The following is a 26,197-nucleotide window of genomic DNA, read 5'->3' as shown; positions in this document are numbered from 1 at the left end:
GATGCCTCAGCCTAGGCCCGGGGACGCGGGGGCACAGTGGCCTCAGCACCCGTTCGGCAGTAGCGTCGGCGCTACCGTGGAACGGGACCTCAGGCCAGAGACTGCGCAGCCGCCGACCGATGTCATGGAGACATGACAACTCTCTCCACTACGTCGGATGCGCAGGCACACAGGGCCACGCAGCATGCCGTGACACTCGACGGTGTTGCCAAGACCTACACATCGAAGGCCGGTCGGGTCGAGGCCCTGCGCGGCGTCACACACACCTTCACCTCGTCGACATTCACTGCCGTGATGGGACCGTCGGGCTCTGGCAAGTCGACGCTTCTGCAGTGCGCCGCCGGCCTCGACCGTCCGACCAGAGGCAGTGTGTCGATTGCCGGCACCGATCTCGGCGGTCTGGACGAGATCGCCCTGACGACACTGCGCCGTTCGACCATGGGCTTTGTGTTCCAGGCCTACAACTTGCTTCCCGCGCTCACGGTGTACGACAACGTCGCCTTGCCTCTGCGTCTGGCGGGTGAGCGTCCTGACAAGGCGTACGTCCTGCGGACTCTGGCCCAAGTGGGACTCGAAGGTCATCACCGCCGCCGTCCTGCCGAACTGTCGGGCGGGCAGCAGCAGCGGGTCTCGATCGCACGCGCGCTGATCGCCCGCCCACAGGTCGTCTTCGCCGACGAGCCGACCGGCGCCCTCGACCGCACGACCAGCCGCAATGTGCTGGAACTCCTACGCGGCTCGGTCGACGAGCAGGGCCACACCATCGTGATGGTGACGCACGACCCGGTCGCCGCGTCCTACGCTCACTCAGTCCTCTTTCTCGAGGACGGTCAGATCGTCGGTCAGATCGAACGCGGCACCGCGGCGCAGATCGCGCAGAAGATGAATGAGCTCGAACGATGATGCTCGCACACCTCAGTCGGCACTCCGTGCGGCGCAACTGGTCGCCCTACATCGGCTCGGTCGTGGCGCTGTTCTTCGGTGCGACCTTGATCGGCCTTGCGGTCGAGCTGATCGCCGCAGTCGCCAGCTACCAATCACGGGTGCGACCCGGTGATACTGAGACACTCACCCAGCTCGAGGACCTGAGTTCCATGCTCGGGGTCATGTCGACGTTCTCTGGATTCATTGCGATCTTCGTCGTCGCCAGCACCTTCTCCTTCGTCGTCTCGTCGAGGCGACGCGAGCTCGGGCTGTTGCGGCTCATCGGCGCAACTCCACGCCAGATCCGTCGAATGATCCGTGGCGAGTCGATCATCGTGGCAGCCGTCGCCTCGCTTGCAGGGGGTCTGCTCGCACATCTGACAGCACCATTCGCATTGTGGCTCGCACACGAACGCGGTGCCGCGCCGGTGCGACTCGATGCGCCGTCGCTCTGGCTCAATCTGGCGATCACCTTGCCCCTCGGCACGGTCGTCGCGCTCCTGGGTGCTCGGGCGGCAGCACGTCGCGCGGCGCGTATCTCACCCGTGGACGCGATGCGGGAGGCCGTAGTCGAGCGGAGCCGTCCGGGCCTTTGGCGACTGGCGACCGGCACTCTCTTCCTCGCCGGCTCGATTGCGATGCTGATCGGGATGGGCGCGATATCTGGTGAGCTGGCTCTCGTACTCGGCATCTTCGTCCCCGAAATGCTCGTGATCGCCGCGGTGTGTTTCGGGCCGCTGCTCTTCCCCTGGCTGGCCAAGCTGATCGCCTGGCCGCTGATGCGCACCGGACAGGTCTCGATCCGGATAGCCCGCGACAACGTCGCCGCCTCGGCCAAACGCACCGCGTCCCTTGCCGCCCCTACTCTGGCCATCTCGGCGATCGCGGGCTCCTTGCTGCTGACCCTCGGAATCGCCGCCGACTACGACCGCGCCCTCAACACCGAGCGGCTCAAGGCTCCCGTCGTGGTGCAGGGCGACGACCGGGTCGGCGAACTCCTCGAACGCTCCCCCGACATCCGCATCGCTGACTCCAGCGCTGCATTCTCCTTCACGCTCGTCGACCAATACGGCGATCGTGAGACCGCCGAAGCCGAGGCGATCGACGTCGACGCGGCGATTGCGGCCCGCGGGCTACGTGCCCACAAGGGATCCCTCGACGATCTGCACGGTCGAACCATCGCGATGTCGCGCGGATATGCTTTCGATGCTGGATTCCACCTGGGTGAAAAGATGACGGTCACCTTCGAAGACCGCGAGCCTATGAAGCTGCGCATCGTCGCGATCGTCGACGATGCGCCCTCCCTGTATGGCGGTCTCCTAGTCCCGAAGCAGCTCGTGCCCGCCCCCGCGGACAGGTGGTTCGTCATCCCGCAGAAGGGTCTCGACGAGCCCACTGCGGCAGTGAGCGCCGCGTTAGCCGGCACGTCTGCGCAGGTCGACTCGGCCCAAAGCTGGATCGATGCGACCGACGCCGAGATGCGCAGGAACAACACATTGTCGATGTGGGTCGTGCTAGGACCAGGTGGTTTCTATGCAGCTCTCGCGATCGCCAACACCCTGCTGATGGCCAGTCTCCAAAGACGCCCCGAATTTGTCGCCACCAGGCTGATCGGTGCCACCGAGCGCCAGGTTCGCCAGATCGTGCTGTGCGAGGCCGCGCTCGTGACCTTGGCTTCTCTGGCTCTCGGGGCCGCGATCACAGCAACAGTAGGAGTGCTGATCCGCAGCTCACTGAGAGACGGACTGGACCGTATGCCGGTGCACGTGCCATGGGCCGGACTCGGCGCGATCGGCGGAACCTGCCTGGTCATCGCGACCGTCGCGGCGGTAGTGCCTACGGCGTTCATGCTGCGACGTGTACATCCATCCCAAGCAACGGGTTAGGCCAGCGAACTCCGGCTGTCCACAGGCCGGGACGATCCGGTTGCCTACCCCGTCAGGCCGCCCCTAGATTGACGGGAAGACAAGGACAGCACCGGACAAGCTGAGAGGGTCATCGCCGTGGATCAGCAGACCTGGACGACCCTCGTAGGGTTGGCCGGGTTCAGTCTGGCCATGATCACTTATCTGACCGCCATGAAGCGAGATCTCAAGGCAGAGATCGGCAGTTCGAGGGCTGAACTCAAGGCAGACATCGGCAGTTCGAGGGCTGAACTCAAGGCAGACATCGGCAGTTTGAGAACCGAACTCAAGACCGAGATCGCCGACACACGAACCGAGCTCAAGGCAGACATCGCCAGCGTGAGAGATGACCTCAAAGCTGAGATCGCCAGAGTCGAGATCCGACTGATCTCGCTGGAGAACCGTACCTACGACATTTCCACCAGGTTGCCTGCGGCCCCGTCAGCGTCCTGACATAAGTGACTCAGACGGAGGTGAGCGCCTTGACCGCCGAAGTGAAGAAACCCAAGCCGTCGGTACCGGGGCCGGTGAGATCCTCAACCGCATGCTCGGGGTGCGGCATCAGCCCGACCACATTGCCACGCTCATTGGTGATGCCGGCGATATCGCGCAGTGAGCCGTTGGGGTTCACGCCGACGTAGCGGAACACAACCTGGCCCTCGCCCTCAAGCCGGTCTAGCGTTGCTTCGTCGGCGACGAAACCGCCCTCACCGTTCTTGAGCGGGATCGTGATCTGCTGCCCTGCGGCGTAGTCCGAAGTCCATGCCGTCGAAGCATTCTCGACCTGCAATACCTGATCACGGCAGATGAACGTGCGGTGATCATTGCGGATCAAAGCACCGGGCAGCAGGTGAGACTCGCAGAGGATCTGGAAACCATTGCAGATCCCGAGCACCGGCATGCCGCCGTTGGCGGCCGCAATGACCTCGGTCATCACCGGTGCGAAGCGGGCGATGGCGCCGCAACGCAGATAGTCTCCGTAAGAGAAGCCACCGGGCAAGATGACCGCGTCGACTCCTTTGAGGTCGTGGTCGCCGTGCCAGAGAGCCACCGGGTCGCCGCCGGCGAGCCGGACCGCGCGCTGCGCATCGGTGTCGTCGAGCGAACCGGGGAAGGTGACGACCCCGATCTTCATGCGTCGACCCGCACGGCGAAGTCCTCGATGACCGGATTGGAGAGCAATGTGCCGGCCATCTCGTGAATCTCGGCGAGGGTGGCCTCATCGGCCTCAGCAACTTCGAGTTCGAATCGTTTGCCCTGGCGGACATCTGTGACCGAGTTGAAACCGAGGCGGGGCAGCGCGCCGTGAACGGCCTTGCCCTGCGGGTCGAGGATCTCGGGCTTGGGCATGACATCAACGATGACGCGGGGCATACCCGAATCCTACTGGACCCCGATCTCTCCCCAGCACCCCCGAACGCTGACGAGAGACTTACCGCCCCTCGACGAGGCTGGCGTCAGCCTTCAGCCGACGTTTCACACGCTCGTCGAGGGGCACCAAGTCGCTCCTCTGCAGCCTTCATGGCCGCGGCCGTTAGGACAGCTCACGTTTGAGTATTTTGCCTGTGGACGTCATGGGGAGTTCGTCGAGGAATTCCACGACCCGCGGGTACTTGTACGCCGCGAACTGATCCTTGCCCCAGGCCACCAGGTCGGCCTCGGACACGTCGTCGTGGCCGGGAGCCTTGACGACAACGGCCTTGATCTCCTCACCGTGCTGATCGTGAGGCACACCGATGACAGCAACCAGCGAGACCGCGGGATGCTCCATCAACACCTCTTCGAGCTCACGCGGGTAGACGTTGTAACCGCCGCGGATGATCATGTCCTTGGACCGGTCGACGATGAAGTAGAAACCATCGGCGTCTTTCTTGGCCAGATCACCCGAGCGGAACCAGTCGTCACGGATCGCCTCTTGCGTCGCGGCCGGACGGTTGTAGTAACCCTTCATGATGTTGTGACCCTTGATCGCGATCTCACCGACGGCGTCGGGGTCATCGGGCACCTGCGACCAGTCATCGTTGATCAGCTTCATCTCGACACCCGGGATCGGCACACCGATCGAGCCGACCCTGGGCTCCTGGCCGAAGACCGAGAACGAGGCCACCGGCGACGTCTCCGACAGCCCGTAGCCCTCCAGGATCGTGACACCGAAACGGTCCTTGAACTGCTTGTGGATCTCGCCGGGCAGCGCCGCACCACCGGCAGCGGCGACCCGCAGATTTGCAGCCAGGGTCGTGACGTCCACGGTCTCGTCGAGCGCAGCCAGCAGACCCCAGTACATCGTGGGCACTCCGGCGAAGAACGTCACCTTGTTGGCCAACATCAGGTCCAGCGCAGCTTTGGCCTCGAAACGAGGCAGCATCACCACCGTGCCGCCGAACGCGATCGAACCGTTCTGGATCACGGTCTGCCCGAATGAATGGAACAGCGGGAGAACGCACAGGTACGTGTCGGGATTCGACGCATCAGCACCGAACAGATCCGCGCCGGCCAGCGCGTTGTCGCGCATATTGCGGTGCCGCAGCTCAGCGCCCTTGGGCTGACCCGTCGTGCCGGACGTGTAGAGGATGACTGCGGTGTCGTCGTCATCGCGTTCGACCATGTCGAACGTCGCAGGCTGCTCGGCAACCAAAGGCGCGTAGTACTCCGGCGGCGACAGCGGGGCCGGCCATTTGGCGTCCATGCGAATCAGGAAGAACTCTTCGCACGTGTCAGTGGCCTGGAACCCTTCCCAGGCGTTCTCGCCGATCGGCAGATCAGGTGTGCCCTCGAACGCGAAATAGGCCTTGGCATCCGAATCGGCCAGGTGGTAGGCCACCTCCCGCGGCCGCAGCAGCACATTCAGGGGCACGACTGTCGCCCCCGCCTTGAGGATCCCGTAATAGATGATCGTGAAATACGGCAGATTGGGCGACGACAACGCCACCTTGTCGCCGGGCTTGATACCGCGCGAGACCAGCAGATTGGCCACCTGATTGGCAGCACCATTGACCTGGGCGTACGACAGTCGGGTGTCACCGAAAACGATCGCCGTACGATCGGCGTATTCAGCAGCAGACTTCTCCAGCAAGGCGGCAAGATTAGCCACGACAACTCCTTGAATGTGACGGGAGTCCCACCCTACTGGGCGGTAACGAGCGTGGGTGTCAGAAGGTCTGACCAGTCAGCCGCTCATAGGCCTGGACGTAACGAGCGCGGGTCTTGTCCACGATCTCGGCCGGCAGAGCAGGTGGCTGCTGGTCATCGCTGCGATCCCAGCCGCTTTCTTCCGAGATCAGCCAATTGCGCACGAACTGCTTGTCGTACGACGGCTGAGCTCGTCCGGGCTGCCAGGAATCAGCCGGCCAGAACCGTGACGAATCGGGCGTCAGCACCTCATCGGCCAGCACGATCGTCCCATCGGGACGCGCACCGAACTCGAACTTGGTGTCGGCCAGAATAATGCCGCGCTCGCGGGCGATCTGTTCCGCGCGGGCGTAGATCTCGAGGGTCAGTTCCTTGAGTGCCGTGGCGGTCTCGAGACCGATCGTCTCGGTGATCTGGTCGAAGGACACGTTCTCGTCATGATCGCCGAGATCGGCCTTGGTCGCCGGTGTGAAGATCGGCTCGGGCAGTCGTGAACCGTCGACCAGGCCTGCTGGCAACGGCACGCCGCACACCTCGCCGGTCGCCTGATAATCGATCAGACCCGAACCGGTCAGGTATCCGCGCGCAACACACTCGACCGGGAACATGTCGAGCTTCTCCACGATCAGCGCCCGTCCACGGACCCGCTCGGGGACTGTCGTGGAGATCACGTGATTGGGGATCAGATCGGCCAGTTGGTCGAACCACCACAGCGACATCCTGGTCAGGATCTCCCCTTTGTCAGGAATGCCCGGTGTCAGAATGAAGTCGAACGCCGAAATACGGTCGGACGCGACCATGAGCAGTCGGTCACGGTCCGAGCCTGTCGAGGGGTCGAGCTCGTACAGATCGCGGACCTTGCCCGAGTGCAGAGGGGTGGCTCCAGGGATATCGAGTGGCACGCGCTCAGCCTAGTGGAGCGATCCGCCACACTGTTTCCATGGGACGAACTGACCAGGTTTCCGGCATCGTCGACGCATCGGCGCAAGACGTCTACGCAGCACTCACCGACCCTACGGCTCGAGCCAGGTGGCTTCCCCCTGCTGGCATGACCGGCCACATCGAACGGTGGGACGGACGACCGGGCGGCGGCTACCGCATGGTGCTGACGTACACCGACGCGAGCGATGCGCCGGGCAAGAGTTCGGCGGATTCTGATGTCGTCGAAGCACGATTCGTCCACCTCGACGAGGGCGAACGGGTCGTAGAAGCCGTCGATTTCGAGTCCGACGACCCCGCCTACGCGGGGACCATGACGATGTCATGGACCCTGACCGAGCATGCTGGCCGCACGACGGTCACCATCACGGCCGAAGCCGTCCCGTCAGGCATCTCGCAAGCCGATCATGACGCCGGACTACGGTCGACACTCAGCCAGTTGGCCGACTACGTCCGCAGCCCGCAGCCCCGTTAGAGAATTGAGCCCGGCGAATAGGCGGCAGCCTCCGGATCGGCCGCCACAAACTCCTCGACCTGTGCCACTACTGCCTTGACCTGGCTGACTGCAGCGCCCGTGAAGTCGATCGGGGACGCTACGAGAGTGGCGAGATCGGCCTCAGAGAGACCGAGTCGCTCGTCCGCGGCCAGGCGCGCGAACAGGTCGTTCTCGGCCGCACCCTTCTCGCGCATCTCGAGCGCGACGGCGACAGCATGCTGTTTGACCGCCTCATAGGCGGTCTCTCGGCCGCGGCCGTGGCGCACCGCCGCCATCAGGACCTTGGTCGAGGCGAGGAACGGCAGATAGCGGTCGAGTTCGCGCTGCACGACAGCTGGGAAGGTGCCGAACTCGTCAAGAACAGTCAGGAAAGTCTCGAACAAGCCGTCGGCGGCGTAGAACGCATCCGGCAGCGCGACTCGGCGGACCACCGAGCACGAAACGTCACCCTCGTTCCACTGATCGCCGGCAAGCTCGCCCACCATGGAGGAATAACCGCGCAGAATGACCGCGAGACCGTTGACCCGTTCACACGACCGGGTGTTCATCTTGTGCGGCATCGCGCTGGAGCCGACCTGTCCGGGTTTAAACCCTTCCGTCACGATCTCGTTGCCGGCCATGAGCCGGATCGTCGTGGCCAGGTTTGACGGCGCGGACACCAGCTGGACGAGCGCCGTGACGACGTCGTAGTCGAGCGAACGAGGATAGACCTGACCGACGCTCGTCAGAACTTTAGTGAAGCCCAGATGAGTCGCAACCCGCTGCTCAAGATCGGCGAGTTTGGCTTCATCGCCGCCGAGCAGATCGAGCTGGTCCTGCGCCGTGCCGACCGGACCCTTGATACCGCGCAGCGGATAGCGCGCGATGAGGTCGTCGAGCCGCTCGATCGCCACGATCAGCTCGTCGGCGACCGTAGCGAAACGCTTGCCGAGCGTCGTCGCCTGGGCTGCGACGTTGTGGCTGCGGCCCGCCATGACGAGCTCAGCATGTTCGGACGCCAACCGTCCGAGACGAGCAAGAGCTGCGATGCTGCGATCACGCATAAGTTCGAGCGAGGCTCTGATCTGCAACTGCTCGACGTTCTCGGTGAGGTCACGCGATGTCATCCCTTTGTGGATGTGCTCGGTGCCCGCGAGTGCGGCGAATTCCTCGATACGTGCCTTGACGTCGTGACGGGTGATCTTCTCGCGGTCGGCGATCGAGGCCAAGTCGACCTGGTCGACGACCGCCTCATACGACTCGATGACGCCGTCGGGCGTCTCGACGCCGAGATCCTTCTGAGCCTTGAGCACTGCGATCCAGAGATGACGTTCGAGCACGATCTTGTGCTCCGGCGACCAGATGCGGGTGATCTCCGGGGAGGCATAGCGGTTGGCGAGGACGTTGGGCGTGGTCACAGTTCTATTGTTCCTTGCTCTGCCGCGAGGGCGATGTCGGTGCGGTGATGGGAGCCGCGGATGCTGATCTTGTCGATTCCTTCGTACGCCCGGCGACGTGCCTCGGCCAGGTCCGCACCGATCGCCGTGACCGACAGCACCCGGCCTCCGGCAGTCACGATCTGACCGTCGACCACAGCAGTTCCTGCGTGGATCACATCGACCCCGTCGAGCGCATTGGCATCATCGAGGCCCTCGATCACATCTCCCTTGACCGGAGCCTCGGGGTAGCCGTCGGCGGCTACGACGACCGTGACCGACGAGGCCTTCTCCCACTGCGGCAGGCCGACTTCGGCGAGCGTGCCGGTCGCGGCACCGTGCAAGAGCGCCGACAAGGGCGTCTTGAGCATCGCCAGGATCGACTGGGTCTCCGGATCGCCGAACCGTGCATTGAACTCGATGACGCGGACTCCGCGGCTTGTCAGCGCAAGTCCGGCGTAGAGCAGCCCCTGGAACGGTGTGCCGCGGCGTGCCATCTCCTGGACGGTCGGCACGAGCACGCGGCGTGACACGTCGGCGACAAGATCGTCGGGCGCCCAGTCGAGCGGAGTGTAGGCACCCATGCCGCCGGTGTTGAGGCCTTCGTCGCCGTCATAGGCACGTTTGAAGTCTTGGGCGGGCTGCAGCGGCAGCACCGTCTCGCCGTCGGTGATCGCGAACAGCGACACCTCAGGACCGTCGAGGAACTCCTCGATCACGACCCGGTCGCAGGCTGCGGCGTGGTCGACGGCCTCGGCACGGTCGTTCGTGACCACGACCCCCTTGCCTGCCGCCAGCGCATCGTCCTTGACGACATAGGGCGGACCGAAGGCGTCGAGCGCAGCGGCCACCTGCTCGGGTGTTTCACACACGTGCGCCATCGCGGTCGGCACTTCGGCAGCTGCCATGACCTGCTTGGCGAAGGCTTTGGAACCTTCGATCTGCGCGGCGTCCTTGGACGGGCCGAAGCAGGCGATGCCGACTGCCCGCACCGCATCGGCGACCCCGGCGACCAGAGGGGCCTCGGGGCCGACAACGACGAGGTCGACGTCCAAGGAGGTCGCCAGCGCAGCGACGGCGTCACCGTCGAGCGGGTCGACATCGTGCAACGTCGCGAAGCCTGCGATGCCGGGATTGCCGGGCGCGGCGTGCACCTCGGTGACCTGGGGATCACGGGACAGGGCGAGGGCCAGGGCGTGCTCGCGCCCACCGGTCCCGATCACAAGCGTCTTCACGGGAGTCGAGCCTATCTCCACCCCCGCGAAGCCCACTCAGAGCAGGTCGAACCGCTCGATCGACTGCTCGCGGTCGGGGCCGACGCCGATCGTCGAGATGCGCGCACCCGAGATCGCTTCGAGCGCCAGGACGTAGTCCCGGGCCGTCTGCGGAAGGTCCTCGAATGTACGTGCAGCCGAGATGTCTTCCGACCAGCCCGGGAAGTACTCGTAGATCGGCTTGGCGTGGTGGAATCCGGTCTGCGTCATCGGCATCTCTTCGACGCGTTCGCCGTCGACGTCGTAGGCGACGCACACCGGGATCTGCTCCCAGCCGGTCAGGACGTCGAGCTTGGTCAGCACGAAGTCCGTCACACCGTTGATGCGGGCGGCGTATCGGGCGATCGGTGCGTCGTACCAGCCGCAACGACGCGGACGTCCGGTCGTGGTGCCGAACTCGGCGCCGTTCTTGCGCAACTGCTCGCCGTCTTCGTCGAACAGTTCGGTCGGGAACGGTCCTTCGCCGACCCGGGTCGCATACGCCTTGACGATGCCGATGACGCGGATGATCTCGGTCGGGGCGATGCCCGATCCCGTGCACGCTCCACCGGTCGTCGCCGACGACGACGTCACGAACGGGTAGGTGCCGTGATCGACGTCGAGCAAGGTGGCCTGACCGGCCTCGAGCAGCACGGTCTTGTCGGCCTTGAGCGCATCGTGCAGCAGCATCGGGGTGTCGGCGACCATGGGACGCAGCCGGTCGACGTACGACAGGAGCTCCTCGACGATCTCGTCGACCTCGACCGCACGGCGGTTGTAGATCTTGGTGAGGATCTGGTTCTTGAGCTCCAGCGCACCTTCGACCTTCTGGCGCAGGATCTTCTCGTCGAACAGGTCTTGGATACGGATGCCGAGGCGGTTCATCTTGTCGGCGTAGGTCGGGCCGATGCCACGGCCTGTCGTGCCGATCTTGCGACTGCCGAGGAATCGCTCGGCGACTTTGTCCATCGTCCGGTTGTAGTCGGCGATGACATGCGCATTGGCACTGACGACCAGCTTCGAGGTGTCGATGCCCCGCTCGTTGAGTCCGTCGATCTCCTGGAACAAGACGTTGAGGTCCACGACGACGCCATTGCCGATGACGGGAACACAGCCAGGGCTGAGGATCCCGCTGGGCAGGAGGTGCAGGGCGTACTTCTGATCGCCGATCACCACCGTGTGACCGGCATTGTTGCCGCCGTTGAACTTCACCACATAGTCAACCCGGCTACCCAGGATGTCTGTGGCCTTGCCCTTGCCTTCGTCGCCCCACTGGGCTCCGACGATGACTACTGCGGGCATGGGAATGCACCACCCTCACACATGCGACAAGCCCCGTTTTCTCGGGGCTCTTACCACCGCATACTACCCGAATTCGCGGTCGCTCGGGCAGATCAACCCGAGCGTCGGGCGCGATAGGCCGCAACCGCAGCCCGATTGCCGCAGGCAAGGCTGCAGAATCGTCTCGACCGATTCCGGGACAGATCCAGCACCAGTCCTTCGCAGTCCGGATCGGCACAGACGTCGAGCCTTGACATCTCGTCGGCGCGTATGACATCGACCATGGCCATTGCGGTCTCGACGGCGATCCGGGTGGCCAGCGGACGGTCACCTTCGACCGCGTGCAGGTGCCAGTCGGTGTTGCCGTGGCGAACCAGTTGCGGCAGCGCCTTGGCGTCGCGCAACATCGCGTTGACGATCTCGACGGCCTGATCACGGTTGGCGGTCAAGAGCCGCCGTAGGTGGGGGCGAAGCGCCCGCACCTGCTTCAGCTCGAGCTCATCGCGCGCCATCACGCCCGTGTAACCGAACTCGTCGAGGATCGCCGAGAGCTGCCCGATCTCGACCAGCGTGTCGGGCTCCTCCGCCGAGTTGACCAACGCGACCGCAGCAAGCAGTGAACCTTCCGTGTCATGCCCAAAGACCATATTGACACCTTACAGACCAGCGCCGTAATGTCACATGTCATGGCTACGGTGACTCATGACAACGCGACCCCCGGCAACACGTTGCCGCCCTCGCGCATGGCATCTGGAATCAGTCTGGCCGTCGCCGCCGCGATGTCGTTCAGCCTGTCGGGACCGCTCGCCAAAGGACTCATCACGGCCGGTTGGACGCCCGGCGCCGCAGTCACCACCCGAGTGCTCATCGCGGCGGGCGTACTACTGGTGCCCGGTCTGATCGCCTTGCGGGGACGCTGGTCGCTGCTGCGTCAGAATGCCAAGCTGCTCATCGCGTACGGCGCAATCGCCGTCGCCGGCTGCCAGCTTGCGTATTTCAACGCCGTCGACCGGATGCAGGTCGGCATCGCGCTGTTGATCGAATTCACGTGCCCCGTCGCGGTGCTGATCTGGATGTGGTTGCGCCACGGTCAACGCCCCAGCCGAATCACCGTCATCGGCGCCGCCACGGCACTGGCCGGACTGGTACTCGTCCTCGACCTCGTGTCAGGCGGGGCCGACCTGGACGGACTCGGCGTTGTCTGGGCGATCACCTCGATGTTGTGTGCCGCGGTGTACTGGATCGTCTCGGCCGACGAGAGCAACGGCCTGCCCGGCATCGTTCTGGCGAGTGGAGGCCTGCTCACCGGCGGGATCATCCTGCTCGCCGCCGGGCTCGTGGGGATCATTCCTCTTGCGGCCTCGACCGGCGATGTCGTCCTGGCCGAGACGGCATTCCCCTGGTGGCTCGCACTGCTGCTCCTCGGCACGGTCACCGCAGGACTCGCCTACGTGCTCGGCATCGCGGCGACTCGGCGACTCGGTTCACGGCTGGCATCGTTCGTCGGGTTGTCCGAAGTCGTCTGCGGGGTGTTCTTCGCCTGGCTGCTGCTCGGCGAGCAGCCCCGGACGGTCCAGCTCGCCGGTGGCGCGCTGATCCTGCTCGGCGTCATCGCGGTGCGCCTCGGCGAGCCGCGGGTCGTCGCGGAGGCCGTCACGCCCACCGCCCCGTAGGGTCGCTGCATGACGTCCGTGCTCGCAATCGCCAACGCTGCAGCCGGGACCGCCGACGACGAGGCGGTCGATGCTGCGGTCGACGTACTGCGCGCCCGATTTGAGGTGTCCTTGGCCAGGACATCGTCGCCGGACGATCTGAAGTCCGCGCTGCACGAGCATCCCGATATCGCCGGGGTCGTCGTCCTCGGTGGCGACGGCAGTCTGCACGCCGTCGTCGATGCGCTGCGATCTGCCGAACGGCTCGCGCTGCCGATCGGGCTCATTCCGCTCGGCACCGGCAATGATTTCGCCGCTGCGCTCGGGTTGCCAATCGATCCGACGGCCGCTGCAGAGCTCATCGGGATCAACCAGCCCTCACGGGTCGACCTGATCGTCGACGGCGACGACCGAGTCGTCGTCAACGTCGCGCACATCGGCGCCGGCGCCGATGCCGCCGTCGCCGCCAGACCGTTCAAGAAGTCACTGGGACCTCTCGGCTACATCGCAGGGGCCGTCATCGCGAGCGCGAAGGCGCTGGGATCACCCGGCTCGCGGGCGATCGTGACACTCGACGGCGCCGAGGTGCTTGCACGGGGCCGCGTCCTGCAGATCGCCGTGGGGAACGGGCGCTACGTCGGCGGTGGGGGCGAACTACTGCCGGACGCCGATCCGTCCGACGGTCAGCTCGATCTGATGGTGACATACGCCGGACCGCGCCACCGCCGCATCGCGTACGCCTGGAAGTTGCGCAAGGGCGAACAGCGCGGTCACGCCGATGTTGTCTACCGACACGGCACCGAAGTCACCGTGACCGGTGACGCCATGGCCTCGACCAGCGACGGCGAACTCGGGGAGCCGCAGCCGCAGCACGCCTGGCGCATCCTGCCAGGCGCGCTGACGATGTGGCGTTAGCTGCCGGGTGTGACCAGAGCGGCGTATGCCTCAGGGCTCGATTCGTGCAGGAACTCCCGGCAGCGATGAGCCTCACCATCGTCTCCCAGCCGCTCTGAGGCGTCCGCGAGCGCGGCGAGCGACCGCAGGAACGGACGGTTCGGCTCGTGCTCCCACGGCAGCGGGCCATGTCCCTTCCACCCGTTGCGACGCAACAGATCGAGCGAACGGTGGTACCCCGTGCGGACGAAGGCGTAGCCCTCGAGATCCCTGCCGTCGGCCAGAGCCTGCTCGGCCAAAGTCACCCAAGCCAGCGCGGAGTCCGGGTGCAACGTGGCCACCGTCTGGGGGCTGTCACCGGCGGCCAACTCGGCCGCACCGGGATCTTCAGGCAGGAATGTGGCGGGCGGTTCACCGAACAGATTGGTCATATCCGAACCTTACGGGGCCGACTCAGCAGGCGACGCACGGCTCGACGGCCTCGACCACGGTCGGCCGACGAGCACCGAGCACTGCCAAGGTGCCGACGAGACCCACGCTGGTCAGCCCGACCACGGCCGCGATGGCGGTTGTCATATGCGGGAGCAGTTCGCCCGACTGCGCCGACCCGGTACCGATGATGGCCGACACGACTGCCAGCATGACCGCTCCGCCGATCTGCACGCTGGTGTTGACCAGTCCCGAAGCCAAGCCCTGCTCGTGGTCGGCGACGCCGGCCGTGGCCTGCGAATTGATCGACGGGAAGCACAGCGCGAAGCCAATGCCCAGCAGGAGCATCGTCGGCAGCAGGAGACTCGCGTACGACATACCGGGCTCGACCCTGAGGAACAACGCATAGCCGGCCGCGAAGGCCGCAAGACCTATCGCGATGATCCACCGGGTGTCGTACCGCTCCAAGATGACGTCCATCTTCACCGCGCTCGCGACCACCAGGATTCCGGCCGGCAGGAAGCCCAGCGCCATCGCGATCGGCGACCAACCGAGGGAATTTTGCAGGTAGAGCGTCACAACAAACTGGAATGCGACATAGCCGCCGAACATCACGGCTCCGACGACGTTGGCATGGACGACGTGCGCAGACCTCAGGATGCCGAGCCGGACGAGCGGGTGATCGTGGCGACGCTCCACGGCGACGAACGCTGCCGCGAGCGCGACGCTGGCGATCAGCAGCAGGACCGTGACAGGAGCCGTCCACCCGCGCTCTGGCGCTTCGACTACGGCGTAGACCAGCACCAGGAGCGAGGCGGTGACCGTGAAGGCCCCGACAAGATCGAAGTGCTTGAGAGTCACCCGCTCGCGAGTGGCCCTCGGAATCACCTTGAGGCCCGCGATGAACAGCAAGATCGCGACCGGTCCGGGCAGCAGGAACGTCGCCCGCCATCCGAGTTCGGTCAGGACTCCGCCGAACACCAGGCCCATCGAGAAGCCGCTGGCACCGCAGATCGTGTAGATGCTCAAGGCACGGTTGCGGGCGGGCCCTTCGGCGAAGGTCGTCGTGATGATCGACAGTCCGGCCGGCACCGTGAAGGCCGCGGCGACTCCCTTGAGGAAACGCAAGGCGATGATCGCCAGGTCATTGCTCAAGAACGCGCTGACCACCGAGGCTATGCCGAACGCGGCCACCGCGACGAGGAACACGGATCGACGCCCCAGCAGATCGGCGGCCCGGCCGCCCAGGAGAAGCAGCCCCCCGTAGCCCAGGACGTATCCCGAGACGATCCACTGCAGCGCAGAGGCCGACATGCCGAGGTCCGCGCCGATCGACGGCAGCGCGACACCGACCATCGAGATGTCGAGGCCGTCAAGGAACAATGCGCCGCCGAGGACGACGAGCAGCACCCAGGTGGACGCGGACCAGCCGCGCCCCTCGGTGACATGGAGCCGGGAGTCCGCGGACGCCGGTGAGATCGTGGAGGTCATGGAACGAGTCTTATGCATATGCATTTAATGCGCAAGCAACTAATGCATAAACATCTTATGCAGACGCGGTGATATGATTCACACGTGCCCAAAGCATCCGACGATCTGCTTGCCGCCTCGTGGCACGAGCTCATGGGGCGGTACAACCAGCTCAGCTGCCGGCTCGATCGAGAACTCGGAGCTGCGCACGATCTCACGTCGAGTGAGTTCGAAGTGCTGCAGTTACTCGATTCGGCCGAAGACGACCAGGTACGCATGGCCGCGCTCGCCGAACAGGCGCACCTGAGCCAGAGCGCCTTGTCACGCCTCGTGACCCGGCTCGAAAAAGACGGTCTCGTCTGCCGCAACACCTGCAGCGAAGACCGTCGTGCGCAATGGACGTCGATCACCGCCGAAGGACGCCGACGCTACGCCGAGGCGCGCCCGACCCAGCGGGCGATCCTCCGCGAGGAGGCCGGTGAGTGCACCGGCCTCGCCACGGGGGTTCTACTACCCGAGAAGTAGTCGATCAGAGCTTGGTGCCGGCGCTCCGCAGTGCAGTGCAGGCCTCGGCGACACGAGTCGCCATACCGGCTTCGGCGGCCTTGCCCCAGGCGCGCGGATCGTACTGCTTCTTATTGCCTACTTCGCCGTCGACCTTCAGGACGCCGTCGTAGTTGCTGAACATGTGAGCGGCGACCGGACGGGTGAACGCATACTGCGTGTCGGTGTCGACATTCATCTTGACGACACCGAAGTCGACCGCCGCCGAGATCTCCTCGGGCAGCGAGCCCGATCCGCCGTGGAACACCAGATCGAACGGAGCTGCCTTGCCGTACTGTGCCGCAACGGCCTCCTGCGCGGCCTTCAGGATCTCCGGACGAAGCGTCACATTGCCGGGCTTGTAGACACCGTGCACGTTGCCGAACGTCAGCGCGGTCAGATAACGACCGTTCTCGCCGACACCGAGTGCCGCGGCGGTGGCCAGCGCGTCCTCGGGAGTCGTGTACAGATGTTCGCCCATACCGCCTTCGACGCCGTCCTCTTCACCGCCGACGATGCCGATCTCGACCTCGAGGATGATGTTGGCCGCCGAACAGAGCGCGAGCAGATCCTTGGCGATCTCGAGATTCTCCTCGAGCGGAACGGCCGATCCGTCCCACATGTGCGACTGAAAGTAGGGCAGCCCGCCGTTGTTGACCCGCTCAGCCGACGCGGCAATCAGCGGACGGACGAAACCGTCGAGCTTCTCCTTGGGGCAGTGATCGGTGTGCAGGGCGACGTTGACGGGGTACTTCTTGGCGACCTCTTCGGCGAAAGCCGCGAAGGCCAGCGAGCCGGAGACCATGTCCTTGACGGTGGGACCGGACAGGTATTCGGCACCACCTGTCGAGATCTGGATGATCCCGTCGCTCTCGGCCTCGGCGAATCCCGCGAGGGCGGCGTTGAGGGTTTGCGACGACGAGACGTTGATGGCCGGGTACGCGAACGACTCGCTCTTGGCCTTGTCGAGCATCGCTGCGTAGACCTCGGGTGTGGCGACGGGCATGCGGATCTCCTGTGGACGGAAAAGGGGCAGACGTTGCCAGTATCCCAGTCTCACCTATGGGCGCCGGGTCTACCCCGCGAGCGCTTTGACCGCGGCCCGCGCGGCCACCTGGATCGGGCTCCACACCGACGAGAACGGCGGCGCGTAGGCCAAGTCGAGCATCACGATGTCGTCGACCGTCATCTCAGCGGCCAGCGCGGTCCCCGCGACGTCGATGCGAAGCGCCGAATCCTCCGCTCCGACGATCTGCGCACCCAGGAGCCGGCGCGTCGCGCGATCGGCGATCATCAGGACAGTCATGGTGCCCGGCGACGGCATGTAACCGGCGAAGTTGGTGGTCTCGATCGAGACCATGACGGGATCGAATCCCGCCTGCTCGGCCTGCTCGAAGCCCAGACCGGTGCGTGAGATCTCCAGCGAGCAGAACTTGGTGATCGCGGTCTGGACGACACCGGGGAACGACAGCCGCGGCTCCTCGCCCAACAGATCGGCCGCGATGCTGTCACCGGCCACCATCCCCTGTTTGTTGGCATGGGTCCCCAACGGAAGATGCACGAGTTCACCCGTGATCCGGCTGCGCGTCGCGACGCAGTCACCCGCAGCCCAGATCCCCGCAAAGCCCTCGACGCGCTGCCGGCCGTCGACCACGATTCCGCCCTTCGGGCCGCGTGGCAGGCCCGCGTCGGCTGCGAGCGCCGACCGTGCCGTGACACCGAGACCCAGGACCACGAGGTCGGCAGGTACCGGCCCGGCATCGGTCTTGACGGCGTCGACGCTGCCAGATGGGTCCAGGTCGAAACCGGTCACACTGACGCCCGACCGCAGGTGGATGCCCCGAGCCCGCATCGCATCGGCGATCTGCTCGCCCAGCTGCGTCTCGACGATCGGCAGAGGTGTCTGCCCCTTCTCGATGACGGTCGTGTCGAAGCCGCGGGTCACGCACGCCTCGGCAATCTCCAATCCGATGTACCCGCTGCCGACCACGGCGATACGCCGCGGACCGACGCTGAGCCCGTCGATCAGCGCCTGTCCGTCATCGAGAGACTGCACCCCGTGGATCGCATCGCCGGATATGCCCGGCAGGTTCGGCCTGATCGGCTCGGCTCCCGTCGCGATCAGGAGCCGGTCATACGAGATGGTCGCGCCGTCGCTCAGTGTGACGGTCTGCGTCGTGGGATGGATCGCCGTGACCTCGCTGTCCAGCCGCAGGTCGATTCCGCTCGCGCGGTGCTGTTCGGGCGTACGAGCGACCAGCGATTCGGCCGACTCGACCTCCCCGGCGACCCAGTACGGAATGCCACAGGCCGAGTACGACGTGCGGCTCCCGCGTTCGAGAACCACGACCTCGTCGGCGTCCGGCAATCGCCGCCGCAGCGCCGAGGCAGCCGTCATGCCGGCCGCGTCTCCTCCGATGATGACGACTCGTCTTCCCATACCCCGACCTTAGGGAACGCAGCGTTCAACACATCCCCCCACCCCGAATCACGGATCACAGCGCGTGTTGCCGGATCCAGGTGTGCATCGCGATGGCCGCCGCCGCACCCGCGTTGATCGACCGCGTCGAGCCGAACTGGGCGATCGACAAGGTCTGCTCACACACCGCGCGGGCCTCATTCGACAGGCCCGGGCCCTCCTGACCGAACACCAGGACGCAATCAGTTGGCAAGGACGCCGTCTCGATCGGCACGGAATCATCGACATTGTCGATGCCCAGGACCGTCAGACCCGCCTCGCGGCACCATAACGCGAAGTCCTCGACCCTCTCGTGGTGACGGACATGCTGATAGCGATCCGTGACCATCGCGCCACGCCGATTCCACCGCTTCTTGCCGATAATGTGCACCTCGGCGACCGCGAAGGCATTGGCCGTCCGCACGATCGAGCCGATATTGAAGTCGTGCTGCCAGTTCTCGATCGCGACATGGAACGGGTGCCGCCGTAGATCGAGATCGGCGACGATCGCCTCCAGCGTCCAATAGCGATACTGATCGGTGACATTGCGACGATCGCCGTCACGGAGCAGTTCCGGATCGTAGTGCTCCCCGACGGGCCACTCACCGTCCCAGGGACCGACTCCCACGGATTCGGTCATGCCGATACGCCGAACTCCTCGCGATACCCGCGGACCGCGGCGAGGTGCTCGGCGTAGCTGCCGGACTCCTCGACGTACTCGATGATCTGGTCGAGCGTGATGATCGAGATGACCGGGACACCGAAGTCGCGCTCAACCTCCTGGATCGCCGAAAGCTCGCCCTGCCCGCGTTCCTGACGGTCGACCGCCACGACAACACCCGCGCAGACCGCATTGTTGGCGGTCAGAATTTCCATGACCTCGCGGATCGCAGTGCCGGCGGTGATGACGTCATCGACGACCAGGACCCGCCCGGCCAGCGGCGAGCCGACGATCAGACCACCTTCGCCGTGGTCCTTGGCCTCTTTGCGGTTGAAGCACCACGGCACGTCACGTCCGTGCAGTTCCGACAGCTGTACCGCGGCTGCCGAGGCGATCGGGATGCCCTTGTACGCCGGGCCCATCAGCACGTCGAACGCGACTTCGCTCGCGACGATCGCATCGGCATAGAACCGGCCGAGGCCGGCCAGTCGCGCGCCGGTGTTGAACAGGCCCGCATTGAAGAAATAGGGCGATGTCCGTCCCGACTTGAGGGTGAAATCGCCGAAGCGCAGCACATCGTGGTCGAGGGCGAGCTCGATGAACTCGCGCTGGTAATCGTGCATATCCTCAGTCCGTCTTCGGCTTCTCGGCCAATGTGTTGTCATCAGTCTTCTTGACTGACTTGATCAGGTCGCCGATGACGACGCTGCGGTTGCGGGTGTGGAAGAGCTCGGAGCAGGTGACCATCGTCAGAGTCGCGCTCTTGGCGACCTTGCCCCGGCCGTCAGGATCCGGGACGTTCCACAGCGGCCATCCCTCGGTGAAGTCGACCGTGGTCGACGTGCCCGAGTTGCGCAGTTTGTAGGTGTAGATCCCGGTGCGCGTCTCGATGACGGCGCGGTCGCCCGCCTTGAGCTTGGGGAACTTCGAGAACGGCTCACCGTGGGTCACGCGGTGACCGGCCAACACGAAGTTGCCGATCTGACCCGGCTTGGCGCTCTTGGTGTCCCAGCCGACGCCACGGGCGAGTGGTCCCGATTCCATGCCCTTGACGATGGGCATCTCGTAATCCTTGCCGAACCGATCCACCCGCAACAGGCCCACGGCATCGGAGTCGATGCCCTTGCCCCAATCGATCTTGATCGATTGCTTGATCTCGGCCTGCTTGTGCTTGGAGACGATATTGGTACCGAAGTACTGCCAGGCCACCCACGCGATGACGCCGAGTCCGCCCAGGATCATCACGATCCCCAAACCTGTCGCGAAACGACGGGCCGGACTGCGGCGTGCGCGCTTGGGCAAGAGGTCCGCAGTCATGCCAGCGATTGTCTCACCTGCATTCGACGGCGTTTGAGGAAGGCACCCACAAAGAAGTTGAAATATTTCTCAAAACGTAACCGAGTGGCCCCCGCGTCGAGTAGCATCTCCTACGCAGGGTCGATGTGCGTCAAGCTGTCGGCGCCCGCTGTCGGCCCACCGTTTCACCCCCCGAGAACGGTGGGCCGACCTATATCCCCGGCCAGGTCGTCGGCGGCGCGGAACGACCGCGCGCACAGCAGCACGACCGGCACCAGAACCAGCGGAATCACGAACGCCCAGCGCAGATGATCGGCCGAGGCCGCTGCTCCGATCATGCCGCCGCCGAGGATCGCGCCCACATAGTTGGCAATGTTCATCCGCGCGATCGCGACGTCGAGAGAGGCCGCGGGAACCGCACCCGCCAACCCCGCGAACGCCAACGGTGCCAGGATCGCCAGGCCGAGGCCCACAACGAAGAAGCCCGCTATCGCGATGGCCGGCGCCGTTGCCGAGACGACTAGCGCCAGACCCATGATCCCGGTCACGGTGCCGATACCGACGACTCGCACCGCACCGATACGTCGGACGAGCAGGTCACCGCCGAATCGGGAGAACAGCGCACCGGCTTGATATGCGCCGTAGGCCAGGGGCGCGACCGTCGTCGAGGCGTCCAGCGCATCTTCGAGATAGACGCTGCTCCAGGTCAGGATTCCGGTGTCGGCCGCGTAGAACAACAACACGACGAGTCCGAAAACCAGGACGGGTCGCCACGGGAGATCCAGCCCCTTGGCCGAAAGGCCCGGATCATGTTCGCGGACCGCGATGAAGTGCGGAGCCGTCAGCACCACGACGATCCAGGTGATCGCCGCGACGATCATGAGGGAGACCGCGAACGGCACGTCGAGCTCGGCGACCCCGGCGGCGTACAGCGCTCCAGTGATGCCGCCGACCGACCACATTCCATGGAAGCTGGCCATGATGCTCTTGCCGGCGGCGGCCTGCGTCCGCACACCCTGCATGTTCATGCCAGCATCCACAGCACCGACGCCCAGCCCGTAGACCACGAAGGCCGCAACGACCAGCGGCAGCGTCGGGGCAACCCCCACGAGAAGCGCCCCCACGCCGATCGTGAGGAGCGCGAATCGAAACGCCGTGGCGCTCGTCCGTCGCTCGGCGATGAAGCCCGCCCCGACGCTGCCGATCCCCGAGACCACCGCGACGAGCACCAGGATCCCGGTCAGACCGCCGTCGCCGATATCGAAGTGGTCCTTGATCCGCGGTGCCTGGGTGACGATCGAGGCGAACACCAGGCCTTGGAGGAAGAATCCGGCCGAGACGGCGGCTCGTGTGCGCCGGAGGTCTGTCATCTCGTCATGGTAGGCCCGATCGGGGTCGTTGATCAGGCCATGAACCCCAATGGCTTGTATGACACGCCGGGAAAGATCCTGGAGGTGTCGACCGAGCCGAAACGCGAACGGAGGATCTCGGTCAGGACGCTGCGGTAGTCGGTCGTGACCGCCAGGTCGCCGTCGACCTGACTGCCGCTGCTGAGCCCCGGCCAGCGCGAGTAGTACTTGCCGCCGCGCACGCCGCCGCCCATCACGAGCATCATGTTGCCGTATCCGTGATCGACGCCACCGGCGCCGTTTTCTTGCAGCCGCCGGCCGAATTCACTGACCGTCACGACCGTGACTCGTCCGGCGTTCGGACCCAGGTCCACGAAGAACGCCGCGAGGCTCTGCGCGAGATCCTTGATCGTCATGTCGACCCGATAGCCCAGTTCGACATGCTGGTCCCAGCCGCCGGAATCGACCGCGACGGCTTTGACACCGACGCCCGACCGGATCAGACCGGCGGTCGTCTTCAGTGCCTCCGACAAGGCTGAATCCTTGGGGTAGACGACGCCGGCGAGCGGGCCTTGGCCGATGGTTCCGGCGATTGAGGACGCACGTTGTGACAGCGCGAGAGCACCGAGACCGGCCTGCCCGACCAGGCCGCCCTTCTTGCGATATTGCGCGTGGAGGCTGTCGGTGACGCGCTTGCGCAGCACCGGGTCGTTGGAGAACGGCCCAGTCAGTGAGGCGAACTCCTCGGTCGACACGCTCGGCCTGGGGCCTTGCAATGACGTGGGAGTGATGGCGTTGCCCAGGCTCACGCCGTCGAACAGATCCGAACTGGATGACAATCCACCGATCAGCCGATTGAGCCAACCCACGCGGGCGGCGGTTCCCGGATCGGCGTCCTCGACCAATTCCATGGCCTCGAAGTGACTGCGATTCGGCACCGCCATACCCGTCGCGTGGACCACCGCCACCTGGCCGAGGAGCCACGCGGGCGACAGCGCCGCGAACGCCGGATGCAGGCCGAATGTGGCGTCGGGGAACAGCAGCCTGCCCGGCGCGATCGCCGTGGTCGGCCGAGCCGAGTAGTAGGCCTCCTCGGCGTGGGGCACGACCATCGACAGCCCGTCGGCCCCGCCGCGCAGCGACACGACTACCAGGATGTTGGACTCCCCCGCACCGAACACCGTCGACGTCATGACGTCACCGAACATCGACGTGACGACACCGGCCATCCCGGCCAGACCCGCGGCCTTCAGCACCGAACGTCGGCTGACCTCGTACCCGTCGCAGCCGCAATCATCTGGCGTGGTCATCGCACGATCCCTTCGGGCGCATTGAGGACGTTTCCGCGAATCACGGTCCATGTCCAATCACTGATCGCCTTGGCCGATGTGAACTTCTTGGACTGACTCATATTGAGCGCCGATGCGACCGAGGCCCGCAACTCAGGGGTCGACGCACGGCCCAGCAACATGCGCGATTGGTGTTCGACCAACTGCCCCAGGGTTCGCGGCCAAGCCGTCGGCAGCAGGTTGGCCCTCGTCGGCGTCGCGAACTGTTTGGGACCCCACCAACCGCCCGCCAGGCTGTAGTGGATGTCCCAGCCCCGCAGGACGCGAGCCGGTGACGCCCAGGTCGAAGAGGTTTCCGGGAAGCCGTCGGGCCGCGGCCAGGAATGCAGGTACTGGCCGAGCCCCTGCGACATCCAGATCGACTGGCGCAACAACGAGTCATCGTGAGAAACGCCGGTCGGTCGCATTTCGAGCACCCTGATGGCGTTGATGACATCTTCGATAGGCGTGCGCACTTTGGTATGCCGCGAGGCCTGGAAGTCACGGTGGGCGATCAGCGCCCGCAGTGTCGTCTTGATATCCGTGTCGGACGCCCGGTAGGCCTTGGCGACCGCATTGACGATCGATGCCGATGGATTGTCCGAGACGAAACGGACACACAACCGTCGGGCGATCTTCTGGGCCGTGGACGGATGCCGAGCCAGATAGTCGAGGTAGGCATTGACGACCGCACGACCGTCGGGATTGGTGTTCGCGTGGGTGAATCCCAGCACCTTGACCCTGCCGACGTGGTGGTCCTGCGGGTTGTAACTCGCGCCGTACCCGTCGAACACCTTGACCTTGAACCCGGTGAGGATGCGGGCCGAGTTCTTGACATCGTCTTCGCTGTAGCGACTGGCCCGGCCGACGGTGTAGAGCTCGAGCAGTTCCCGGCCGAGATTCTCGTTGATTCCGGCCTTGGTGTTGACCGAGTTGTTGAGCCAGCCCGACATCGCCGGATGGACGACCGTGGCTCGCAGCAGGCCGCGGTACGTGCCCAGCGCATTGGCCCTGATGGCCTTGTCGTACGACATCCGCCACGGGAAGGACCGGTCTTCGCCGACCGGGATGTACAGCAGATTCGACCAGAAATCGGTCATGACCTCGAGCAACTGACGACGCGAGAGGACCCGGCGAGCCGTCGTGTATTGCGCGAAGGCGAGTCCGTACTCCCAGCTGTTGAAATCGCCCTTCTTGGCGTTGGTCCAGGCAGCGGACGGCGAGTCTTTCAGGCGCGGGAACCACGAGGCCACCGCATCGGCACGCGCGTCGGACAGCTTGCTCGGCCACAGCTGCCGATTCAGCCAGTTCTTGGCGGTCTTCTGCGACCGAAAGTCCGCACACGCCTGCTCATTGACGCCGAACGTGAAACGGCGCACCAGGTGCAGATCAGGCGTGCGCAACAATTGCGGCGTGACAGCCGCAGACATGCGAGTACTCACTAGCTCCCCTTGGTCTCTCCCTCGACCGTGCAAGCCTGTTGCTTCGGCGGGACTCCCAACCCGCCCACTGGTCCTGCACGGTCTGACCTAAGCCTCACACTATGCCGAACAATCGTTCACCGTGGCAATACGAGCAAAAAACCATCCACTGGCGGAACAGGATTAGAGTCGGCCCGTGAAGACTTCCAGCCGCCGCATCTCCGGACTCGGCACCACGATCTTTGCCGACATGAGCGCGCTGGCGGTGCGGACAGATTCGGTCAACCTGGGCCAGGGCTTCCCCGACACCGATGGCCCCTCCGAGGTCATCGAGCATGCCGTTCAGGCGCTGCGCGCCGGACGGAACCAATACCCGCCCGGTGCAGGCGTGCCCGAGCTGCGTGCCGCGATCAGCGCTCATCAACAGCGCTTCTACGGGTTGGCGATCGACCCCGACACCGAGGTCGCTGTCACGACCGGTGCCACCGAGGCCATTGCCTCCGCGCTTCTCGGCTTGGTCGATCCGGGCGACGAGGTCCTCGTGCTGGAGCCCTACTACGACTCCTACGTCGCAATGATCCAGATGGCGGGGGCGGTGCGTCGTCCCGTCACGCTGCGAGCCCCCGATTTCCGATTGCCGATCGACGAGTTGCGCGCCGCGGTGTCCCCGCGCACGACCGCGATCCTGCTCAACTCTCCGCACAATCCGACCGGGACCGTGTTGCGCCGCGAGGAACTGGACGCCGTCGCAGCGGTCGCGATCGAGCACGATCTGGTGGTCATCAGTGACGAGGTCTACGAACATCTGACCTTCGATGCTCTACCCCATACCCCGATCGCGACCTTGCCGGGTATGGCTGAACGTACGTTGACGATCGGAAGCGGCGGAAAGAGCTTCTCGTTGACCGGCTGGAAGGTCGGCTGGGCCACGGGACCTGCGGCGTTGATCGATGCGCTGGTCGGGGTCAAGCAGTTCTTGACCTACACCTCGGGTTCACCGTTGCAACCAGCCATAGCCCACGCTTTGGCCGCCGACGACTCCTACTTCGAGGCGTTCGGCTCGCGATTGCAGTCACAGCGCGATCTGCTGTGCGAGGGACTGGCTGAGATCGGTTTCGACGTATATGTCCCAGAAGGCACCTATTTCGCAACCACGGACATCCGTCCGCTCGGCTTTGACGACGGCGTCGACTTCTGCCGCCAGCTGCCCGAACGCGCAGGCGTGGTCGCGATCCCCCACCAGGTGTTCTACGACGACCAGGACGCCGGGCGCCCATTGGTCAGGTGGGCCTTCTGCAAACAACCCGACGTCATCGCCGAGGCGCTACGACGTCTACAGACTCTGGCTCGCTGAC

26 protein-coding genes are annotated in these 26,197 nt (G+C 65.1%); 8 read left to right on the top strand and 18 right to left on the bottom strand.

Translation table 11 applies throughout. The annotated features are described in order from the left end of the window. The first annotated feature begins 132 nt into the window (after positions 1 to 132). The 3 genes from ACXJKC_RS16765 to ACXJKC_RS16755 all read left to right on the top strand — a co-directional run bounded on the left by ACXJKC_RS16765 (position 133) and on the right by ACXJKC_RS16755 (position 3,281). Complete coding sequence (locus tag ACXJKC_RS16765; RefSeq protein ID WP_456697885.1) at positions 133 to 903, top strand: ABC transporter ATP-binding protein; 771 nt, start codon at positions 133 to 135, stop codon at positions 901 to 903. After that, positions 900 to 2,810, top strand: coding sequence for an FtsX-like permease family protein (locus ACXJKC_RS16760; RefSeq protein ID WP_456697884.1), 1,911 nt, complete (start codon positions 900 to 902; stop codon positions 2,808 to 2,810). Before ACXJKC_RS16765 ends, ACXJKC_RS16760 begins: the two co-directional genes overlap by 4 nt. Positions 2,811 to 2,927: 117 nt before the next feature. Continuing rightward, entirely contained in the window at positions 2,928 to 3,281 is a 354-nt protein-coding gene (locus ACXJKC_RS16755) for a hypothetical protein (protein ID WP_456697883.1), read from the top strand. Between the two features lie 10 nt (positions 3,282 to 3,291). Here ACXJKC_RS16755 and purQ read toward each other — a convergent pair whose 3' ends face one another. The 4 genes from purQ to ACXJKC_RS16735 form a co-directional block, all read right to left on the bottom strand. Next, positions 3,292 to 3,963 (bottom strand): phosphoribosylformylglycinamidine synthase subunit PurQ, encoded by a 672-nt coding sequence (purQ, locus tag ACXJKC_RS16750; RefSeq protein ID WP_456697882.1) that lies wholly within the window; start codon positions 3,961 to 3,963, stop codon positions 3,292 to 3,294. Beyond that, a complete protein-coding gene (gene purS / locus ACXJKC_RS16745; protein ID WP_456697881.1) occupies positions 3,960 to 4,202 on the bottom strand; it encodes a phosphoribosylformylglycinamidine synthase subunit PurS in 243 nt (80 codons plus the stop codon). The genes purQ and purS overlap by 4 nt, the downstream gene beginning before the upstream one ends. Before the next feature lie 160 nt (positions 4,203 to 4,362). Then, complete coding sequence (locus ACXJKC_RS16740) at positions 4,363 to 5,919, bottom strand: long-chain-fatty-acid--CoA ligase (RefSeq protein ID WP_456697880.1); 1,557 nt, start codon at positions 5,917 to 5,919, stop codon at positions 4,363 to 4,365. Positions 5,920 to 5,977: 58 nt separating this feature from the next. Then, on the bottom strand, positions 5,978 to 6,859 hold the full coding sequence (locus tag ACXJKC_RS16735; RefSeq protein WP_456697879.1) for a phosphoribosylaminoimidazolesuccinocarboxamide synthase: 882 nt from the start codon (positions 6,857 to 6,859) through the stop codon (positions 5,978 to 5,980). A 38-nt stretch (positions 6,860 to 6,897) separates the two neighbouring features. Here ACXJKC_RS16735 and ACXJKC_RS16730 point away from each other — a divergent pair, with 38 nt between their 5' ends. Then, positions 6,898 to 7,371 (top strand): SRPBCC domain-containing protein, encoded by a 474-nt coding sequence (locus tag ACXJKC_RS16730; protein ID WP_456697878.1) that lies wholly within the window; start codon positions 6,898 to 6,900, stop codon positions 7,369 to 7,371. On the opposite strand, the gene purB is transcribed toward ACXJKC_RS16730, so the two are convergent. From purB to ACXJKC_RS16710, 4 genes are all read right to left on the bottom strand, one after another. Beyond that, entirely contained in the window at positions 7,368 to 8,789 is a 1,422-nt protein-coding gene (gene purB / locus ACXJKC_RS16725) for an adenylosuccinate lyase (RefSeq protein WP_456697877.1), read from the bottom strand. The genes ACXJKC_RS16730 and purB overlap by 4 nt on opposite strands. Further along, entirely contained in the window at positions 8,786 to 10,042 is a 1,257-nt protein-coding gene (gene purD, locus ACXJKC_RS16720) for a phosphoribosylamine--glycine ligase (RefSeq protein WP_456697876.1), read from the bottom strand. The genes purB and purD overlap by 4 nt, the downstream gene beginning before the upstream one ends. Positions 10,043 to 10,078: 36 nt before the next feature. After that, positions 10,079 to 11,362, bottom strand: a complete 1,284-nt coding sequence (locus tag ACXJKC_RS16715; protein ID WP_456697875.1) for an adenylosuccinate synthase — start codon at positions 11,360 to 11,362, stop codon at positions 10,079 to 10,081. Between the two features lie 92 nt (positions 11,363 to 11,454). After that, complete coding sequence (locus ACXJKC_RS16710; protein WP_456697874.1) at positions 11,455 to 11,988, bottom strand: CGNR zinc finger domain-containing protein; 534 nt, start codon at positions 11,986 to 11,988, stop codon at positions 11,455 to 11,457. Positions 11,989 to 12,027: 39 nt separating this feature from the next. On the opposite strand from ACXJKC_RS16710, the gene ACXJKC_RS16705 reads away from it, so the two are divergent. After that, positions 12,028 to 13,014, top strand: a complete 987-nt coding sequence (locus tag ACXJKC_RS16705) for an EamA family transporter (protein ID WP_456697873.1) — start codon at positions 12,028 to 12,030, stop codon at positions 13,012 to 13,014. A 9-nt stretch (positions 13,015 to 13,023) separates the two neighbouring features. Then, positions 13,024 to 13,908 (top strand): diacylglycerol/lipid kinase family protein, encoded by an 885-nt coding sequence (locus ACXJKC_RS16700; protein WP_456697872.1) that lies wholly within the window; start codon positions 13,024 to 13,026, stop codon positions 13,906 to 13,908. Here ACXJKC_RS16700 and ACXJKC_RS16695 read toward each other — a convergent pair. Both ACXJKC_RS16695 and ACXJKC_RS16690 read right to left on the bottom strand, forming a co-directional pair. Beyond that, positions 13,905 to 14,318, bottom strand: coding sequence for a DUF3151 domain-containing protein (locus ACXJKC_RS16695; RefSeq protein WP_456697871.1), 414 nt, complete (start codon positions 14,316 to 14,318; stop codon positions 13,905 to 13,907). The genes ACXJKC_RS16700 and ACXJKC_RS16695 overlap by 4 nt on opposite strands. A gap of 22 nt (positions 14,319 to 14,340) precedes the next feature. Then, positions 14,341 to 15,807 carry an MFS transporter gene (locus ACXJKC_RS16690; protein ID WP_456697870.1) on the bottom strand — a complete coding sequence of 489 codons (1,467 nt, stop codon included), beginning with the start codon at positions 15,805 to 15,807 and terminating at the stop codon, positions 14,341 to 14,343. Positions 15,808 to 15,891: 84 nt separating this feature from the next. Here ACXJKC_RS16690 and ACXJKC_RS16685 point away from each other — a divergent pair, with 84 nt between their 5' ends. After that, on the top strand, positions 15,892 to 16,311 hold the full coding sequence (locus ACXJKC_RS16685) for a MarR family winged helix-turn-helix transcriptional regulator (protein ID WP_456697869.1): 420 nt from the start codon (positions 15,892 to 15,894) through the stop codon (positions 16,309 to 16,311). A 4-nt stretch (positions 16,312 to 16,315) separates the two neighbouring features. On the opposite strand, the gene fbaA is transcribed toward ACXJKC_RS16685, so the two are convergent. The 8 genes from fbaA to ACXJKC_RS16645 form a co-directional block, all read right to left on the bottom strand. Then, complete coding sequence (fbaA, locus tag ACXJKC_RS16680; protein ID WP_456697868.1) at positions 16,316 to 17,335, bottom strand: class II fructose-bisphosphate aldolase; 1,020 nt, start codon at positions 17,333 to 17,335, stop codon at positions 16,316 to 16,318. Between the two features lie 69 nt (positions 17,336 to 17,404). After that, complete coding sequence (locus ACXJKC_RS16675; RefSeq protein WP_456697867.1) at positions 17,405 to 18,769, bottom strand: FAD-dependent oxidoreductase; 1,365 nt, start codon at positions 18,767 to 18,769, stop codon at positions 17,405 to 17,407. 55 nt (positions 18,770 to 18,824) lie between these two features. Then, the gene (locus ACXJKC_RS16670) at positions 18,825 to 19,427 is read right to left on the bottom strand and encodes a TrmH family RNA methyltransferase (protein WP_456697866.1); all 603 of its coding nucleotides are present in this window, start codon (positions 19,425 to 19,427) and stop codon (positions 18,825 to 18,827) included. Continuing rightward, positions 19,424 to 20,071: an orotate phosphoribosyltransferase gene (gene pyrE, locus ACXJKC_RS16665; RefSeq protein ID WP_456697865.1), complete on the bottom strand. Its 648-nt coding sequence runs from the start codon at positions 20,069 to 20,071 to the stop codon at positions 19,424 to 19,426. Before pyrE ends, ACXJKC_RS16670 begins: the two co-directional genes overlap by 4 nt. A 4-nt stretch (positions 20,072 to 20,075) precedes the next feature. Continuing rightward, a complete protein-coding gene (locus tag ACXJKC_RS16660) occupies positions 20,076 to 20,765 on the bottom strand; it encodes a sortase domain-containing protein (RefSeq protein WP_456697864.1) in 690 nt (229 codons plus the stop codon). A gap of 164 nt (positions 20,766 to 20,929) precedes the next feature. Then, on the bottom strand, positions 20,930 to 22,114 hold the full coding sequence (locus ACXJKC_RS16655; protein ID WP_456697863.1) for an MFS transporter: 1,185 nt from the start codon (positions 22,112 to 22,114) through the stop codon (positions 20,930 to 20,932). A 32-nt stretch (positions 22,115 to 22,146) separates the two neighbouring features. Beyond that, positions 22,147 to 23,403 carry a DUF1501 domain-containing protein gene (locus tag ACXJKC_RS16650; protein WP_456697862.1) on the bottom strand — a complete coding sequence of 419 codons (1,257 nt, stop codon included), beginning with the start codon at positions 23,401 to 23,403 and terminating at the stop codon, positions 22,147 to 22,149. Further along, on the bottom strand, positions 23,400 to 24,863 hold the full coding sequence (locus ACXJKC_RS16645; protein WP_456697861.1) for a DUF1800 domain-containing protein: 1,464 nt from the start codon (positions 24,861 to 24,863) through the stop codon (positions 23,400 to 23,402). The genes ACXJKC_RS16650 and ACXJKC_RS16645 overlap by 4 nt, the downstream gene beginning before the upstream one ends. Before the next feature lie 175 nt (positions 24,864 to 25,038). Between ACXJKC_RS16645 and ACXJKC_RS16640 the strand changes: the two genes are divergently transcribed. Then, the gene (locus ACXJKC_RS16640) at positions 25,039 to 26,196 is read left to right on the top strand and encodes a pyridoxal phosphate-dependent aminotransferase (RefSeq protein WP_456697860.1); all 1,158 of its coding nucleotides are present in this window, start codon (positions 25,039 to 25,041) and stop codon (positions 26,194 to 26,196) included. The last annotated feature ends 1 nt before the right edge of the window (position 26,197 follow it).

The sequence above is a fragment of the Aeromicrobium sp. P5_D10 genome, assembly GCF_054049535.1.
This window is presented reverse-complemented; position numbering and strand designations above follow the sequence as displayed.